The organism is Paraburkholderia fungorum (genome assembly GCF_046027215.1).
Lineage (GTDB): Bacteria > Pseudomonadota > Gammaproteobacteria > Burkholderiales > Burkholderiaceae > Paraburkholderia > Paraburkholderia fungorum_D.
Genome location: NZ_JAQQEN010000002.1, coordinates 2,023,115 through 2,039,805 on the forward strand (window position 1 = coordinate 2,023,115; position 16,691 = coordinate 2,039,805).

The window sequence follows — 16,691 nt, forward strand, 5'->3', positions numbered from 1 at the left end:
GGGATGAGACGCGGCTACCCCGCGCTCAGGTCGCGCATCCTCGCGACAGCGCCATCACGCCCGGACACGTCGAGCTTCCGGTAGATATTTTTCAAATGCCACTTCACCGTGTCGAGCGATACATCCATGACACGGGCGATTTTTTTATTCGGCAGTGCGAGCGCGAGCAGATTCAACACCTCATTTTCACGTTCGCTGAGCAGCCCGAGCGCACCGTCCACGCCAGACACTTTGGATTCGACAGGCACACGCGCCTGTCCCGCCTCTATCAAACGCTGCACGTAGAAGGCCAGAACCGGATCGAAGGCTTCTTCTGCCAGCAGAGCGCCGAGCATCTCCTGCGGCTGGCCTGGCACGCCAAGCAAACTGCGCATCAGGCCAAGCCGATGTCCCAGACGCAACGCCGCGATGAGATGCTCGCGGGCAGCTTTATGGTTGTGCCGGCCCTTCTCCGCAATCGACATCTGCAAGCGCAGGCCGGCCACGCGGCACCACCGTCCTCCCGCTTCGGATAGCGCGCCAAGCGGCTTGAGGCGGTCCATCGCGCCGTCGAAGTCGTTCATGTGCAGGCACATGGCGATACGCGCAAGATCGGCACACACGCTGATTTCCCATGCCGTGCTGCGCACAGCGCCCGAGTAACGCTTCGCCAGCGCTTCGCAGCTCAGCAAGGCCGCGTCGGCTTCGTCGACCCGTCCCTCTTCCAGCAGCCAGCGCGAACGCAGAAGGAGCGCATTGGCCAGCAGGCGATCCACGCGATGACGCTTCGCGTAATCCTCCAGACGGCCGAGACACTCGCGCGCCTCGAGCCGGCGGCCAGCGAGCCAGTGCGCACTTGCCAGCACCAGCATGGCGCGCAATACGGTGTCCGGAATCGACACACGCTCGAGCACGTCGATACGCTTTTCCAGTAGCGGCAGCGCGGCCTCGACATCATTCAGCTCATAAAGCGCCTCACCGAGCAGCGCGGCCGCCATGCACGCGATGCCGACATACGCAGCGCCCTGCTTTTCGGCCTCATTCAGCACATCGCAAAAGACCCGCTCGGCGAGCAACACCTGACCTTCGGCGGCATGTGTCATGCCTTCCATGCAGCGCCCCAGCAGGATGCCGCGCGGCGCCCCGTCATGCGGCGCGCCTTCTTCCAGTACCTTGCGGGCCTGATCGTATTCACCGCGGTGGATGAACATCCACGAAAGGACATTGCCGCGTCCTGCGAAGATGAAATCGTCGGCATCAGGCGGGACGCGTTGCAGTTCGGGCAGCAAGGCCACAACCGAGTCGGTGTCGTCGCGCTGCAATGCCAGCCCGCCGCGCAGCAACGCGAGTGCATAGCGTTGACGCGGGCCGCGGCGCTCGCTGCGAGATTCCATTTGCTGAATGCTCTGCAGGAGCGCGTCGGTTTCGCCGGCATACATTTGCAGATACGCCAGCACGACATGCAGATCGAAGCGCGCCGTGACCTGTTCGGGCGGCAGGCGGCGTATCAGTCCTGCAAGCTGCCTGAGCTCACCGCGCACGAGCAGATTGTGCGCACATCCTTCCACCATGTTCGCCGCTGCCTGGGCGTCGTCGGCCAGTACTGCGTGATGGACGGCTTCGTCGATGTAACCTTGCGTATCGAACCAGTGCCACGCGGCGACATGCAATTCGCGCTGATCCGCCTTCGACAGCCCGGTGATCCGGCGCAGCAGAACTTCGCGCAACAAGGGATGCAGGCGATACCAGGTTGCGCGATCCGTTCCCCCGCCGATCTGCGTAATGAACAGGTTGTCTGCGTCGAGGTGAGCCAGTCTGCCGGCGATCTCGCCGACGGAGCCGGTATGTTTGAGCAACTTCGCGCATAGCGGCGCGCAAAAACGGCTGCATACAGCCGCACGGGTGAGCAGAAGCAGATCGTCACTCGCGAGGCGCACCAGCACCTCACGCTCGAAGTAGCGCGCGAAAGCTTCGGCGTCGCGCACCTCCATGGGTGCGAAAGCCGCGCCGCGTTTCGCCTTGAGATCGATCGCGAACAGTTGCAAGCCAGCTGCCCAGCCATCGGTCAGTTCGTGCAGCGCCTGGGCGTCGCGCTTTTCGATTCGGCCCAGCTGTTCGCACAGGAACCGCTCGGATTCTTCCGGCGAAAACCGCAGATCACGAAGATCGATCTCGGCGGCAAGACCTTGCGAGCGCAGACGCGCCAGCGACAGCGGCAGCGCGCGACGCGAGGCCAGCACCACGTGAAACTGCGCGGGCGCGTAGTCGAGAAGCCATCGTAGCGCTTCGAAAATCCGTGGATCCTCGAGGTATTGAACATCGTCGAGCATCAACATCAGGTCGCGCTTGCGGCTCGCCATGCCGCGCACAAGCGTAATTACCCAGTGTTCCGCCGCGCAATGGTCCCCGTCGCGCCCCGCGAGAAGTTCGGCTTCGCTCGTAATGGATTCGTCGACGGTCGCGAGGCTCGCCAGCAGGCCGCTAAAGAACGAAGTCAGATCGTTGTCTTCCGGCCCCAGCGACAGCCACGCCACATCGAAGTCGAGCGTCAGAATCGCCTGCCGCCAGGCAAGCATCGCGCTGGTCTTGCCGCTTCCCGCTGGCCCCTGAATCACCACGCAACGCTGGCGTCGCGCTTCGATCAGCCGCGCCATCAAGGCCTGGCGAGGCATCAGCTGACGCGCCCCACGCGGCGGGATTAACTTCGTGCTGGTGACGTGCTCGACCGCACGATGAGGGCTAGTACTCGCGTCTACCTGGAGTTCGCCGGAATTTGACATGCTGAAAAGCCTGGGGAACGCATGAGCCCGGTGAGCGGGGCGCATCGTAATGAGGGAATGCACCGGTGGGATTATAGGTTTGTCCCGCGACGTTCCGGAGCATTTGCCTCGTCACCCACCCGATGCGGGGGGGCAGGCTAACGGGCCATGCCGCCTCGCTCAGGTCGCCCGGTTGGCGAGTTTGCAATCAACGGTGGGCGCCGCGGCAAATCTCCCGGCACATCGCCCGCCCGGCTACTTACCAGGCCGGTGCGCAAGAGCGATCGCGTCGAGCCCCGCCATCACGAAGCGAATAAAGTCTTCCGCCAGTGCGTTCTTGTCCCCAGCGACCGCCGGCAGAAGCGCAGCCTGCATCTGCTTGGGTGCAATCATCAGTGCGATGCAGGGCAACACCGTAAATAACAAGGCGCGCTGCACTGCGGGTGTGGTTGGGTCCAGTCCCAGCACTTCGCCAACCATCTTTAGCAGGAACGCGGCTTTGGGCCGCACGGCCTTCTCAATGAGCGCCGGAATGGCTTTCGATGGCGACAGCACTTCGCGCAGCATCAACATGAATCCCCAAGGCGTGCCCGCATGCGTCGATAGACCCACGAAACGGGACAGCACTGCGCGAAGTTGTTCCCTGGGATCGCTCAGGCCAGTTGCGAGCGCAACCAGTTCATCGAGGCCCACGACCTGCCGGTGCGCCTCGACCAGTGCCGCTTCGTAAAGCGCCTCCCTGCTGCCGAAGTGATAGTTGACCGAGGCCATCGGCGTACCGGCACGTTCGCAAATTTCCTTGCTGGTCGCGTCCGCGAAACCGCGTTCGGCGAACACTCGCCCCGCGACATCGAGCAGATGATTGCGGGTTGCCGCGCCGTCGGGGCGCGAAGCCCGCTTTGGCTGGGTGGCGGCCGTTTTCTTTCTGGCTGTTGGCATAGTGAAAGGAATCGATCCGGAAAATAGTTTGAATTTGAATTCAAATTCACATATGATCCATTCTACTTCATCGGCGTCTGGCTCGCGAAATTGCAGGTCATACGCACGCTCCAATTGCCGCCTCTCATTGCGGAGTCAGTCATGAAACGTATTTCCAGCACCGCCGTTCTTGTGTTGCTCGTCGCCGTGCTGTCGGCCTGTTCGCGCCACGACGCCGTCACTTATCAGGGCTATGTCGAGGGCGAGTTTGTCTATCTCGGCTCGTCGCAAGCGGGCAAGCTGACGCAATTGTCAGTCGCACGCGGCCAAACGGTCGCCGCGGACGCTGCCTTGTTTTCACTCGAATCAGTCGACGAAACCAGCGCGCTCGCCCAGGCCCAGCATCAGCTCGCCGCGGCCCGCGCCCAGCTCGCGGACATCCAGACCGGCAAGCGCGCGCCCGAAGTCAACGTGAGCCGTGCCCAACTCGCCGAGGCGATAGCCAACGCACGCAAGGCATCGCTGCAACTCACACGCGATGAAGCACAGTACAGCGCGGGCGGCATCGCCAAGGCCCAGCTCGACGATTCACGCGCCAACGCGGACGCCACCGCGGCTCAGGTCCGCGAGCTCACCAGTCAGGTCGACGTGGCCCGCCTGCCGGCCCGCTCGCAACAGATCGCCGAACAGCAGGCGCAAGTCGCGGCCGCCGAAGCGGCCGTCGCGCAGGCGCAATGGAAGCTGGACCAGAAGCGCGTGGCCGCCCCTGCGCAAGGCCTCGTCTACGACACGCTGTATCGCAAAGGCGAGTGGGTGCCTGCGGGCAGCCCAATCGTGCAGATGCTGCCGCCGCAAAACGTCAAGGTGCGCTTCTTCGTGCCGGAGACAATCGTGGGTCGACTCACGCCTGATCGCCACGTGAGAATCCATTGCGATGGCTGTTCTGCCGACGTGCCCGCGCAAATCACTTACGTGTCGAGCGAGGCTGAATACACACCACCCGTTATTTATAGCAACGAGAGCCGCGCCAAGCTCGTTTTCATGGTCGAGGCGCACCCGTCGGTTGCGGATGCAACGAAGCTTCATCCGGGCCAACCCGTCTCGGTGGTGCTGCAATGAATGGCGACGCACAACAATACGTGATCGACGTGCACGGTCTGAACAAGCGCTTCGGCAACAAGCATGTCGTCAACGACGTGTCGCTGCAGGTCGCGCGCGGCGAGATCTTCGGCTTCCTCGGACCGAACGGCAGCGGCAAGACCACGTCGATCCGGCTCATGTGTGGTTTGCTCACGCCCGATTCGGGCAGTGGCACCTGCCTCGGTTACGACATTCTGCGCGAGAGCGAACAGATCAAGCGCAATGTCGGCTACATGACGCAGCGCTTTTCCTATTGGGAGGACCTGACGATCCGCGAGAACCTCGACTTCGTCGCGCGCATCTACCAGATGCGCAACCGGCGCGAGGCCGTGGACCGCTCGCTCGAATCGCTCGGCCTGCAAACCCGCGCGAACCAGCTGACCGGCTCGCTATCGGGCGGCTGGAAACAGCGGCTCGCGCTTGCCGCGTGCATGCTGCACGAGCCAAAACTGCTGCTCCTCGACGAACCCACGGCCGGTGTCGATCCCACTGCGCGGCGGGACTTCTGGGAAGAATTGCACCGGCTCGCGGCGAACGGCATTTCGGTGCTCGTCAGCACGCACTACATGGACGAAGCCGAGCGGTGCCACAAGCTCGCGTATATCGCTTACGGGAAGTTGCTCGCGAGCGGCACCTCGAGTGAGGTGATCGAATCGCAAGGTCTCGCGACATGGTCGATCCACGGCGAGCATCTCAGCAAGCTGTCCGAGCAGCTTCGCGCAACGCCCGGCATTGACCAGACCGTCGTGTTCGGCTCCGCGCTGCATGTCAGCGGGCACGATCACGCCGCGCTCGAAGCAGCGGTCAGGAAGGCCACGGCGGGCACCTCGTTGCGCATCGAACCGATCAGCACCGGACTCGAAGACGTCTTCATCTACCTGATGAGCCGTTCGAAAGATAACTTCGGAGCCGCATCGTGAGAAAACGCACCGTATTCTCGCTGACGCGCTGGTGGAGCATCGTCCTCAAGGAGTTCCTGCAGTTGCGGCGCGACCGCGTCACGTTTGGCATGATCGTCGGGCTGCCGATTGTCCAGCTGGCGCTGTTTGGTTTCGCGATCAACACCGACCCGAAGCATCTGCCGACAGCGGTCATCGTTCACGACCAGAGCGAGTTCTCCCGCAGCTTTGTTGCGGCCATGACGAACTCGGCCTACTTCGACATCGTCGAAACGTTGCCCACCGAAGAAGCGGGCCGCCGCGCGCTCGCCCAAGGCAAGGTGCAATTCGTGCTCAACGTCCCCGTGGATTTTTCGCGCAAATTGCTGCGCGGCGAACACCCCTCACTGCTGGTCGAAGCCGACGCCACCGATCCGACCGCGACCAACACCGCCGTCGGCGCGTTGGCGAACCTCGTCCAGCCCGTCGCGGACAAAGACCTCAAGGGCCCGCTCGCGCACCTGAACGGCACACAAGGTGCGTTCAACGTGCAGGTTCACAATCTCTACAACCCTGAAGGCGTGACGCAGTACAACGTGGTGCCGGGGCTGATGGGCGTGATCCTGACCATGACTCTCGTCATGATGACGGGGCTTGCCGTGACGCGCGAACGCGAGCGCGGCACGATGGAAAACCTGCTTGCAACGCCGGTGCTGCCCATCGAAGTCATGACCGGAAAGATCGTGCCCTACGTCGTGATCGGTCTGATTCAGGCATCGATCATTCTCGTCGCGACGCGCTATGTTTTTCACGTCCCGTTTGTGGGCAGCGTGGTCGCCATCTATCTCAGCGCGCTACTCTTCATCGCGGCAAATCTGACGGTCGGTATCACGCTGTCCTCGTTAGCGCAAAACCAGTTGCAGGCAATGCAGCTTACGGTCTTCTATTTTCTGCCGAATATCCTGCTCTCCGGCTTTATGTTCCCGTTCGCGGGCATGCCGAAGTGGGCGCAATTCATCGGCAACCTGTTGCCACTTACCTACTTCAACCGGCTGATTCGCGGCATCCTGCTCAAGGGCAATGGGTGGGCGGATCTGTGGCCCTCGGTGTGGCCCATGGCCCTCTTCACGGCAATCGTGATGGCCATTGCATTGCGCTTCTACCGCCGCACGCTGGATTAGGAGAACACGATAGTGAAACCACTCGCCATTTTTTGTTCACTCGTGCTGTGCGGCTGCGCGGTGGGGCCGGACTTCCATACGCCTGCAGCGCCGGACACGCAAACGTACATGCAAAGCGCGGATCCGTCACATACGGTATCCGCCGGCGGCAAGGACGGCGCTGTACAAACCTTCACCACCGCGGACACGGCAATGCCGATGTGGTGGCGGCAGTTTCACTCGGCGGACCTCGACCGTCTCGTCGAGCAGGCACTGAGCCAAAGTCCGACACTTGCGCAGGCTCGTGCGAGGCTGATCGAAGCGCGTGAAAACTACAACGCGCAGGCCGGTGCGACACAGTTTCCGAGTGTCGACGCGAAGCTCTCCGGGACGCGGCAACAGGTCGATCTCGCCGCGTTCGGCATTCCGAGTGTCGCGAACCCGGGGCCGTTTTCGCTATTCAACGCGTCGGTAAGCGTGTCCTATCTATTCGATGTCTTCGGCGGCAACCGTCGCGCGCTCGAAGCCACGCTCGCGCAGGTCGACTATCAGGCGTTCCAGCTCGACGCGGCACGACTTTCGATTGCCGGCAACGTGGTGTCGACGGCCATGCAGCGCGCCTCGTTGCAGCAACAGATCTTGCTGAGCGAGCGTCTCGCCGAAGCACAGGCGCAGCAGTTGACCATTGTCGAAGCGCGGTTTGCGGCGGGAGGCGTTTCGCAACTTGACGTGAACAGCCAGCGCACGCTGCTCGCGCAGACGCGCGCGTCGCTGCCGCCCCTCGCTACCCAACTCGCTCAGGCGGATCATCAGCTTGCGATCCTGGTTGGCGACGTGCCGTCGAACGCCGATTTCAATCGACTCACGCTGGAATCGCTTCATCTGCCGGAAGACATACCTGTCACGCTCCCCTCGACGCTCGCGCGGCAGCGTCCCGACATTCGCGCATCCGAAGCGCTGCTTCATCAGGCCAGCGCCAACGTGGGCGTCGCGACGGCGAATCTGTATCCGCAGTTTTCGCTTTCGGCTGGTATCGGGTCTGAGCGCACCAGTATTCAGAACATTGTGAGCGGCCTGAACGTCTGGAATTTCGGCCTGAATCTCACGCAGCCGATTTTCCACGGTGGCGAACTCCATGCGAAAAAACGTGCCGCGCAAGCAGCTTACGACGCTGCCTTCGCCAGCTATGAGCAAACCGTGCTACAGGCGTTGCAACAGGTCGCCGACGCGCTCACCGCGCTCAGTAACGATGCGCACGAACTGCGCGCCCGCGACGATGCCGCCCGGCAGGCACACGCCAGCCTCGATATCGCGCGTGCGCAATATTCAGCGGGAGGGGTCAGTCAGTTGAGTCTGCTCGACACGCAACGTCAGGCGTTGCAGACCGCATTGGACCAGACGCGTGCGCAGGCGAGTCGGTTGAGTGATACGGCGGCGCTGTTTCAGTCGCTGGGTGGTGGCCTGGCCGATCCGACGCTGGGAAGCGCCCCGTAAGCGCGCTTACCCGGCTAGTCGTGTGCCTTTCCGGCGATCTGGGAAATCCGATTCCGTACCACGCCAATCGCCTGCTTGAGCGCGTAGACGTCTTTAAAATAACGGTAAGGAATCCGTATCTGGTTCGCATGCGCGTCAATGTCTTCGATTTCATCGCGCCATTGAGCAATCTGCTGCTGGGTCGGCTGTTTGATTCCCCAAATTTCGTCTTCGAGCGATTTGATCTCGCGATACCACACGACGAGCCGGTTCTTCATCCGCGCCTCCGCCATGCGCGGCAGGGCCTGCAGCAAACCTAGCAATAGCGCCAGGAAGGGAACCAGAATCAGCAGGCGTCGTTCGACAAAACTGGCCAGCCAGAACGGCAGATAGCGCTGCAGGAACGGCCGGCCGGCTTTGAAGTAACGCGTACTCTCGTCGGAAATCGGAAATTCACTGGTGTTCAGGTTGGGAAACGCGCCAAGCGGCGTGAAGTAATCTTCGCCGCCGTGGACCGCTTTGGCGGCATCCAGCAGCAGATAAACGAGTGCGGGGTGCATCGTGTCTTTCGACACCAGCAGAGCGGTGGCGGCCAGCAGGGTGACATCGGCCGGCGGAAGATCGTCGACGATGCTGGTCGAGGCGCGCGGGAAAATGATTCTGGATAGAGACGGGAATTTTTGCACCAATGCATCGGCCTGGGCAAAGCTCATCAGCTTCAGATTACTGTGCAGTAACGTCTGCTGCATGGAGGCATCGGGCCTGCCGATAAAGAAAGCAGCATCCAGCCGGCCATCTTTGAGGCCTTGATAGGCCGCGAGCGCATCCATTTCCAACAGCGAGGTATTCGCGGCAGTGACGCCGCTATAGCCGAGCAGTACGTTGGACACGTTGAGCAGGCCGCTGCCGCGCACGCCTATCGCGATCCTTTTGCCGCGCAGTTGCGCCAGGCGGTCCACGGTGGCATCGCCACGATAGAACACCCAGATCGGTTCATAGGAGACGGCAGCAATGGTTTGCAAATGGTCGGCTTCGCTCGGCGTCGTGGTGCCTGACTGGATAAAGCCCACTTCGTATTCGCTGTCCGGATTCTTTAACCGCTGATAATTTTCGACCGAACCGGATGAACTGCGGATCTCGAGCGTGATGCCTTCGCGCTTCAGGAGCGGAGCATAGCGATCCGCGAAGCCGCGATAGATGCCGTGATCCGCCCCGGTTGTAATGACGATCGTGCGCTGGATGGCGGGCTTGAGCAGAACCACCAGCGACCAGCCAAACGCCGCCAGCAGCACTATTGCGCCAATGATGAGAAGCCTGCGGCGCCCCGGAGACATCGGGGCTTTCTGGCTACGGTGAAGCGCTGGGTTGTGCCTGGGCATTGATCGGCCTGTCTCGTCTGGTCTGTCCCGCGCGGGATGGGCGCGGAGCAAGGTGCCCCCGGGCAAGGTGCCCCGCTACGATACCAGATTGTCTTTTTACGGCACCCACCAGGTCATAGCCTGTACACGCGCTCCGCGTTGTCGTGAAACAGTGAGCGCCGTTCATCGGACGAGAATCCCTGGGTAATCTCCTTGAACGCGTTAAACACCGCGTCGTAGCTGCTAAACAGTTTATCGACCGGGAAGTTGCTCGCGAACATACAGCGGTTTACACCGAATGCTCCAATCGCATGCAGGACAAACGGACGGATGCTGTCAACCGTCCACTTCCAGTCGCCCATCCCGAGCCCGGAAATCTTGCAGAAAACATTCGGCGCCGAAGCAAGCAGCGTCATCCCTTTTTTCCAGCCGTCTATCTCCTCGGGCGCACGATCCACGGGCATGCCAGTGTGATTCAACACCATGGGCGTATCCGGAAAGTCGCGTGCGAGCGCCAGCGCTTCTTCCATCTGCGTGTAATAGAGCTGCAAATCGAACGACAAATCGTGACGCTTGAGCAGTGCATAACCTCGGCGCCATTGCGGATCGCTCATGAGGTGCGGGCTATCGATGAACGTCTTCACCGGATCGCGGTGAAAGTTCAAACATTGGCGGATGCCTCGCACGTTTTTAAACTGGCAATGCTCTTCGATCACGGCCTGGGAATTCGGTGCGGCAAGGTCCGCGAAACCGACGATACCGTGCGGATAGCCATGCGCATCGGCGACGCTCTGAAGCCATCGCGTTTCAGCGACCGGATCGTTATGATCGTATTCGACCTGCAGATGGACCGTTTTCACGACATTCTGGTTCTTGATATCGGCAAGGAAATCGTCGATCAGATAGTCCTTGCGGATAGCTGAATAGTCGCCGAATACACGGTCCAGCATCGGCCCCTGCAACCAGGGATAGTTGCCGGTCTTGAGATCGTAGAGATGATGATGCGGGTCGATGATTGGCAGATTGTCCATGGTGCCTCCCGTATGGAGTGAGTCGGTGTTGCGGTACCGTTCGCCGCGGGCGAGCGGTACCGCCGCGAAATCAGCGGCATTACCCTAGTAATTGCCCGCCGACGGCGGATAGACTCGCTTGACGGTCGCTTGTGCTTCGGCGTGGTCGATTGTGTCCTTGGTGACGAGCGGCTCCTTGAGCGCCAGTTCCTGAGTGGTCGGCTTATGGTTCAGCGCATTGAAGACCTGCGTGGTGGCGTCGATTCCCTGTCCCACTGCCTCCTGCAAGAAAATCCCCTGGATGTCGCCGTTGCGCAGCAGCTTGATCGTCGTCGGGCTACCGTCGGCGGTCACCACCGCCACCTTGCCGACCATGCCACGTGTTTGTAATGCCTTCGCGGCGCCGGTTGCGGCTTCGTCATACATGCCATAGATCGCCTTGACGTCCGGATGCGCCGTCAGGATATCGTTCGCCTGCGCAACCGCCTCGTTGACGGTCAGGCCATGCGTCTCGAGCACCTGCACGAGTTCGCAGCCGTCGGCCTTGAACGACTCCTGAGCGCCCTTCATATACTTCTGCGCGTTCTCGCGGTCCTGCGGCAGCGACAGCATCGCCACCTTGTTGCTGCCGCGCTCCTTCGCGAGCTTGCAAACGTAGGTGCCCTGGGCCTTGCCGGTCTCGTAGTTGTTGGCGGTGACCGCCGACGTGTAGTCCGTCTGTCCGGCTTGCGGCCCGATGCCTGTGAACGCGACCGGAACGGACTTCGATTTCAGCAGGCGCAACACCGGTGGCGTGCTGGTCGAACTGACCGGCCCCATCACGATCGCATTGACGCCGCGCGTCATGGCCGTGCGGACATTGTCCATCTGCTTGGCCGGCGAGTTCTCCGAAGTAAACTCCACATAGTCCATGCCAAGTTCTTTGGCCCTTTGCTTGACGCCATACGCCACCCACTGCCAGTACGAAATATCCAGCGAGGGTGCGATGTAGGCGACGGTCTGCCGGTCCGCCGCATTCGATATCTGCGACGTGAGCGCCGCGGCGAGCGTCAATACCGACACGCCGATCAACCGGCCGAGCGGCCAGCATGAGAAGCTGCCTGCTGATTGCAACGTGAGCTTGTCCATCTTTGTCTCCTGAGCTGACCCGTGCCTAGCGCCGGGCCTTGGTAACGCGGTCGACGAGGACCGCAATGAGAATGACGACGCCCGTGACGGTGCCTTGCCAGAAGCTGTTGACACCGATCAGGTTCGCGCCGTTCTGGATAATCGTGATCATCAGCGCCCCCAACAACGCGCCGATTGCCGAGCCGGTGCCGCCGAAAAGGCTTGCGCCACCGATCACTACCGCTGCGATTGCCTGCAGCATCAGGCTCGAGCCGGCCGTGGCTTCCGCATTGCTGATGTAGGACACGCTGACGATGCTGGCAAATGAAGCGAACAGTCCCGAAAGCAGATAGGCGCCGAGCCGGACGCGATTGACCGGAATGCCGATCACGCGCGCCGACGAACTGCTGCTGCCGATCGCATACAGCCACCGTCCCGCCACGACCTTGCGCAGGCAGTACTCGATTGCGACCAGCAGCAGCACGCACCACAATGCGTAGTTCGGCAGACCGGGAATCAGCGTTCCTGAATTCAGCAACCAGTAGTCGGGATTCGAGATCGGCAACGAATGGCCATCGGTGACGATGAAAGAAAGACTGCCCGCGATCGCGTAGGTGCTCAACGTCACCACGAATGGTGCAAGCCCCACGAACGTGACAAGTGCGCCGTTGATCGCGCCGATGACGAGACCCACCGACAGTCCCGCAAAACTACTGGCGATCGCGCCATAGCCATGCGCCATTGCCAGACCCGTGACCATGCCCGTCATCGAGAACACCGAGCCGACGGAGAGATCGATGCCGCCCGTAATGATCACGAGCAGCACGCCGAAGGCCATGATCACGAGTGGCGCGGCTGCCTGCGTCACGTTGGAAATATTGCCGCCGGACAGCGCTGCCGGCACGATCATGCCGACCGCGAGTTCGATCACGATGATCGCGATCGCAATGGCAATCTCGGTGCGATACGTCGATAGCAGACGCCGGCCTGCGCCGCTGCGCCGGCCGTGCCCCTCCGTAATCGTATGAGTGACTGATTTCATGACTGTCTCCAGATAAATGTCATTCTTGGGTGAGCCGGGTTCAGGCAGCCATGCCCGTCGCAGCGGCCAGTTGCGTTTCATTGACGTCGGCATGCCGCAAGACTTCGGTCGGCTTGCCATCAAGGTCGAACGCCAGCACCGTGTCGCACAGTTCGACGAGCTCGATGTATTCGGTCGACCACCAGACAATCGTCGTGCCCTGCTGCGCCATCTTGCGAATCAGCGCGTAGATTTCACGCTTGGTGCGAATGTCCACGCCACGGGTCGGTTCTTCGAGCACCAGCAACCGTGGCCGCAGCAATAGCCAGCGCGCGATCAGCAGCTTTTGCTGAGTGCCGCCGCTCAAGGTCGCGGGCAGATCCCACAGCGAGCCCGCGCGGATCTTCAGCGCCTCGAGTAAGTGCGTGCCCTGCTCCATCTCCGCACGCCTGACGACACTGCGCCGATCGACCACGCGCGCAGCGGCGACGAGGTTGTCGACGATCGGCAGCGTGGCGAGGATGCCCTTGTTCGAGCGGTCGCCCGAGACGAAGCCGACACCGTCGCGCGCGCCGGCGGAAGGGTGTGAGTAGCTGACGCGGGCGCCGTCACGTGTGATGGCCCATGCACCCGCCGGCGCGATTCCGGTGAGTGCGTCGATCAGCGACGATGGGCCAACCGGCGCACCCGCCAGCCCGACGATCGCGCCTGCGGGAACGTCGATCGCGACGCCTTCACGTTCGATGCGAAGCGCGCTACCGTTCCCGATCTGCTCGCCGTGGTCGCGCTCCTGCCCGGCGGCCTCGCCTGCATGCGCCGAGTCCGCCGACTCCGCCACGCTCGCCGCCGCATCGTCGACCACCACGCTTTGTCCCATGCATTCGATGATTTCGCGGTCCGTGATCGCATCGAGCGCCGCGCGATCGACCGCAGTCTTGCCGTCGCGGATGATCGTGCAGACGTCCGCGATCTGCCGGATCTCGCGCATCCGGTGCGAAACGAACAACACGGCGAGGCCCGTATCGGCGATCAGCCGGCGTATCACGGCGAAGAGCCGGCCCGTCTCTGCCGCGGTCAGATTGGCCGTTGGTTCGTCGAGCAACAGTAGCTTCGCACCCGAGCCGAGCGCACGGGCGATCTCCACCAGTTGACGCTCGTGCAGCGTCAACCCGCTCACGAGCCGCCCTGCCGACTCTCGCGCGAAGTGCGGATCGATCAGCGATAGCGCGTCGATCGCGATCGCCATCGACGCGCGCTCGCTATATTTCGCCGTACCGCGCCGCAAGCGTGGCATGGCAATGTTCTCAGCCACGGATAGATGCGGTAGAAGCGCGAGTTCCTGATTCACCACCGCAATCGCGCCCGCCTCGACATGCGTGCCAACCGAGGCGCCGAGCGCGGCTCCGTCGAATTCGAGTGTGCCGCCGTCGCGCTCGAACTGACCGGAGATGATCTTGATGAGCGTCGATTTGCCGGCGCCGTTGCCGCCCAGAAAAGCATGCACTTCGCCCGCGGCGATCGAAAGATCGAAGCCCTTCAGTACGCTTGTGGGTCCGAAACTCTTGACGATCGAACGTGCCGTCAACAGATACTGTGACTCAGTCATGTGTTGTCTCCTTGCGCGATTTCCACGCGGCACCCCACACCTGTTTCGTTTTCCGAACGAGTGTTGTGAGTGAACGCGACGATCATGCGTGGCGCCTCCGACATCAGAGGCAACGGACGCCCATCAGGGCGTCTCGACGTCATCGATCAGGACGGGGAACGAAGCGGCAGGAGAGCTTGCTGAAAGAGCGATCGCTCGATCGCTCTTTCAGCAGGAAAGACGGATAATTCATTGCAGTCTCCTACGCAGTTGTTGCACTGCGCCATGTGTTTTTGGTCTGCCGCTTAGCTGCCCGAAACCGCCGGGTCAGCACCAGGAGGTCTTCAGGTTGCGCTGTTGCGCGGCTTGCCCACAGAATGGCAGCGCATGTGACATGCGAACAAGGCGGTTTCATTCAACTGCATCTGAAAAAAATTTCACTATGCGTATTCCCCCGGTGAAAGCCATCATCGCGTTCGAGAGCGTGGCCCGAACAAAGAGCGTCAACCGTGCATCCGAGGAACTCGGCTTGACCGCCTCGGCGGTGAGCCATCAGATCAGCAATCTCGAGTCGATCATCGGTCAGCCGTTGTTCTATCGCGCGGGGCGGGGGCTTGTGCTGACGCCAACAGGCGAGCGTTACCTGTCCGACGTCACGGGGTCGCTGGCGGACTTGAGCAGGGCCACCGAGCGGGCATCGAGCCGCGCCGACGTCGATATCCTGCGCGTGCACTCCAGCCCCAGTTTCGGGCTCATGTGGCTGCTGCCACGGCTCGAGTCGTTCCAGGAAGCCAACGGGGATATCCAGCTGAACCTGGCCTGCTCGTATGAAGACGTATCGTTTACGAGCGGTTATTACGACATCGACTTGCGTCACGGCTATGCGAACTGGCGTGACCTGGAAGTGAAAACGCTGCGCAACGAATTCATTGCACCACTCGCGTCGCCGGGATATCTGGAGAAACATCCGGTCAACACGCCCGAAGATCTGCTGACGCACCGCCTGATCTATTCGGAAACACCCCTCGTCCAGTGGAAGCAGTGGTTCGGCCGCACCGGCGTATCCGCCGCCCATAAAAGCTTCGACTTCTCTTTCGACCGCTCTTACATGTCGCTCGAAACGGCCGCGCTCGGCCTCGGCATCGCGCTCGAAAGCCTGATGCTCGCGTCAGTACGGATCAAGGAAGGGGTACTTGTGCCGGTATTCGACACTACCTACGCCGTCGAGGTTGGCGCGCATCATCTGGTCTATCCACCGCAGAACGCCGAGTTGCCACGCGTTATGCGGTTCATCGCGTGGATCGAGCGGGAAATCGGCCGCAAGGATCGCACTGTTTAGCATCCGCTTCGATCGGCCCCAGGGTATTCCAGCACTCGTATGAAACTGCGGGGCCTCGCGCCGCGGCGATACGGTCGCTGCACCAGCCATCGCATTCGCGCGGCGGTTCACCTGAAAATTTCTCAAGCATAGTTGAGCGGTACGGCGTTGATACAACTGGCGGCGCAGCAGACACTTGAGTCATCACATCAACACTCAGGAGACAAAGATGCTGCTCGAAAACAAGGTTGTCATCGTAACGGGTGCGGCTTCGCCGCGCGGAATCGGCAAGGCGACCGCAAAGGCGCTGGCCGCACAGGGTGCGCGTATCGTCATCCTCGATCTTCGCGAAGAAGACGCACAAAGCGCGGCCGCCGACCTCGGCGACGCGCATCTCGGTCTCGCCTGCGACGTCACCGACAAAGCCGCCTGTGTGAAGGCCGCAAAGGCGGCACTCGACCGCTATGGCCGCATCGACGGCCTGATCAACAACGCCGGCATCACTCAGCCGGTGCGCACACTGGACATCACTGCCGAGGGCTTCGACGCGATCGTCGATGTCAATCTGCGCGGCACGCTCTATATGTCGCAGGCCGTATTGCCGGTCATGAAGGAGCAGAAAAGCGGCAGCATCGTCTGCATGTCGTCGGTATCGGCTCAGCGCGGCGGCGGCATTTTCGGCGGTCCGCACTATAGCGCCGCGAAAGCGGGCGTCCTCGGTCTCGCTCGCGCGATGGCCCGCGAGTTCGGCCCCGACACCATTCGCGTGAATTCGATCACGCCGGGCCTGATCCAGACCGACATCACCGGTGGCAAGCTCACCGACGAGATGCGGGTCGACATCATCAAGGGCATTCCGCTCGGGCGGCTCGGCGTTGCAGACGATGTCGCGAATGCCTGCCTCTTTCTCGTGAGCGACCTCTCGACGTATCTCACGGGCATCACGCTCGACGTGAATGGCGGCATGCTCATTCATTGAAGACAA

Annotated in this window: 13 protein-coding genes; 6 read left to right on the forward strand and 7 right to left on the reverse strand. The window is 61.7% G+C overall.

What is annotated here, in order from left to right; translation table 11 throughout:
- Positions 1–14: 14 nt before the first annotated feature.
- Entirely contained in the window at positions 15–2,759 is a 2,745-nt protein-coding gene (locus tag PQR27_RS29610; RefSeq protein WP_408527134.1) for a winged helix-turn-helix domain-containing protein, read from the reverse strand.
- Positions 2,760–2,993: 234 nt separating this feature from the next.
- Positions 2,994–3,677: a TetR/AcrR family transcriptional regulator gene (locus PQR27_RS29615; protein WP_408527135.1), complete on the reverse strand. Its 684-nt coding sequence runs from the start codon at positions 3,675–3,677 to the stop codon at positions 2,994–2,996.
- Positions 3,678–3,818: 141 nt separating this feature from the next.
- Between PQR27_RS29615 and PQR27_RS29620 the strand changes: the two genes are divergently transcribed.
- Genes PQR27_RS29620 through PQR27_RS29635 form a run of 4 tightly spaced genes read left to right on the forward strand, consistent with a single transcriptional unit; the run spans position 3,819 to position 8,328 of the window.
- Positions 3,819–4,775, forward strand: a complete 957-nt coding sequence (locus tag PQR27_RS29620) for an HlyD family secretion protein (protein WP_408527136.1) — start codon at positions 3,819–3,821, stop codon at positions 4,773–4,775.
- Entirely contained in the window at positions 4,772–5,716 is a 945-nt protein-coding gene (locus PQR27_RS29625) for an ABC transporter ATP-binding protein (RefSeq protein WP_408527137.1), read from the forward strand. Before PQR27_RS29620 ends, PQR27_RS29625 begins: the two co-directional genes overlap by 4 nt.
- Positions 5,713–6,855 carry an ABC transporter permease gene (locus PQR27_RS29630; RefSeq protein ID WP_408527138.1) on the forward strand — a complete coding sequence of 381 codons (1,143 nt, stop codon included), beginning with the start codon at positions 5,713–5,715 and terminating at the stop codon, positions 6,853–6,855. The genes PQR27_RS29625 and PQR27_RS29630 overlap by 4 nt, the downstream gene beginning before the upstream one ends.
- 12 nt (positions 6,856–6,867) lie before the next feature.
- Positions 6,868–8,328, forward strand: coding sequence for an efflux transporter outer membrane subunit (locus tag PQR27_RS29635; RefSeq protein WP_408527139.1), 1,461 nt, complete (start codon positions 6,868–6,870; stop codon positions 8,326–8,328).
- Positions 8,329–8,342: 14 nt separating this feature from the next.
- On the opposite strand, the gene PQR27_RS29640 is transcribed toward PQR27_RS29635, so the two are convergent.
- The 5 genes from PQR27_RS29640 to PQR27_RS29660 form a co-directional block, all read right to left on the reverse strand.
- A complete protein-coding gene (locus PQR27_RS29640) occupies positions 8,343–9,641 on the reverse strand; it encodes a TAXI family TRAP transporter solute-binding subunit (RefSeq protein ID WP_408528340.1) in 1,299 nt (432 codons plus the stop codon).
- Positions 9,642–9,799: 158 nt separating this feature from the next.
- Positions 9,800–10,687: an amidohydrolase family protein gene (locus PQR27_RS29645; RefSeq protein ID WP_408528341.1), complete on the reverse strand. Its 888-nt coding sequence runs from the start codon at positions 10,685–10,687 to the stop codon at positions 9,800–9,802.
- A 93-nt stretch (positions 10,688–10,780) separates the two neighbouring features.
- Positions 10,781–11,803: a substrate-binding domain-containing protein gene (locus PQR27_RS29650; RefSeq protein ID WP_408527140.1), complete on the reverse strand. Its 1,023-nt coding sequence runs from the start codon at positions 11,801–11,803 to the stop codon at positions 10,781–10,783.
- A 25-nt stretch (positions 11,804–11,828) separates the two neighbouring features.
- Positions 11,829–12,824: an ABC transporter permease gene (locus PQR27_RS29655; protein ID WP_408527141.1), complete on the reverse strand. Its 996-nt coding sequence runs from the start codon at positions 12,822–12,824 to the stop codon at positions 11,829–11,831.
- Between the two features lie 40 nt (positions 12,825–12,864).
- On the reverse strand, positions 12,865–14,409 hold the full coding sequence (locus tag PQR27_RS29660; protein WP_408527142.1) for an ATP-binding cassette domain-containing protein: 1,545 nt from the start codon (positions 14,407–14,409) through the stop codon (positions 12,865–12,867).
- A 421-nt stretch (positions 14,410–14,830) separates the two neighbouring features.
- On the opposite strand from PQR27_RS29660, the gene PQR27_RS29665 reads away from it, so the two are divergent.
- Positions 14,831–15,727, forward strand: coding sequence for a LysR substrate-binding domain-containing protein (locus tag PQR27_RS29665; protein ID WP_408527143.1), 897 nt, complete (start codon positions 14,831–14,833; stop codon positions 15,725–15,727).
- A 208-nt stretch (positions 15,728–15,935) separates the two neighbouring features.
- A complete protein-coding gene (locus PQR27_RS29670) occupies positions 15,936–16,685 on the forward strand; it encodes an SDR family NAD(P)-dependent oxidoreductase (RefSeq protein ID WP_408527144.1) in 750 nt (249 codons plus the stop codon).
- Positions 16,686–16,691 lie beyond the last annotated feature (6 nt).

Coding starts and splice junctions, on each gene's coding strand:
- PQR27_RS29610 (WP_408527134.1), bottom strand. CDS start 2,759: ATGTCAAATTCCGGCGAACTCCAGGTAGACGCGAGTACTAGCCCTCAT.
- PQR27_RS29615 (WP_408527135.1), bottom strand. CDS start 3,677: ATGCCAACAGCCAGAAAGAAAACGGCCGCCACCCAGCCAAAGCGGGCT.
- PQR27_RS29620 (WP_408527136.1), top strand. CDS start 3,819: ATGAAACGTATTTCCAGCACCGCCGTTCTTGTGTTGCTCGTCGCCGTG.
- PQR27_RS29625 (WP_408527137.1), top strand. CDS start 4,772: ATGAATGGCGACGCACAACAATACGTGATCGACGTGCACGGTCTGAAC.
- PQR27_RS29640 (WP_408528340.1), bottom strand. CDS start 9,641: ATGTCTCCGGGGCGCCGCAGGCTTCTCATCATTGGCGCAATAGTGCTG.
- PQR27_RS29650 (WP_408527140.1), bottom strand. CDS start 11,803: ATGGACAAGCTCACGTTGCAATCAGCAGGCAGCTTCTCATGCTGGCCG.
- PQR27_RS29655 (WP_408527141.1), bottom strand. CDS start 12,824: ATGAAATCAGTCACTCATACGATTACGGAGGGGCACGGCCGGCGCAGC.
- PQR27_RS29660 (WP_408527142.1), bottom strand. CDS start 14,409: ATGACTGAGTCACAGTATCTGTTGACGGCACGTTCGATCGTCAAGAGT.
- PQR27_RS29665 (WP_408527143.1), top strand. CDS start 14,831: ATGCGTATTCCCCCGGTGAAAGCCATCATCGCGTTCGAGAGCGTGGCC.
- PQR27_RS29670 (WP_408527144.1), top strand. CDS start 15,936: ATGCTGCTCGAAAACAAGGTTGTCATCGTAACGGGTGCGGCTTCGCCG.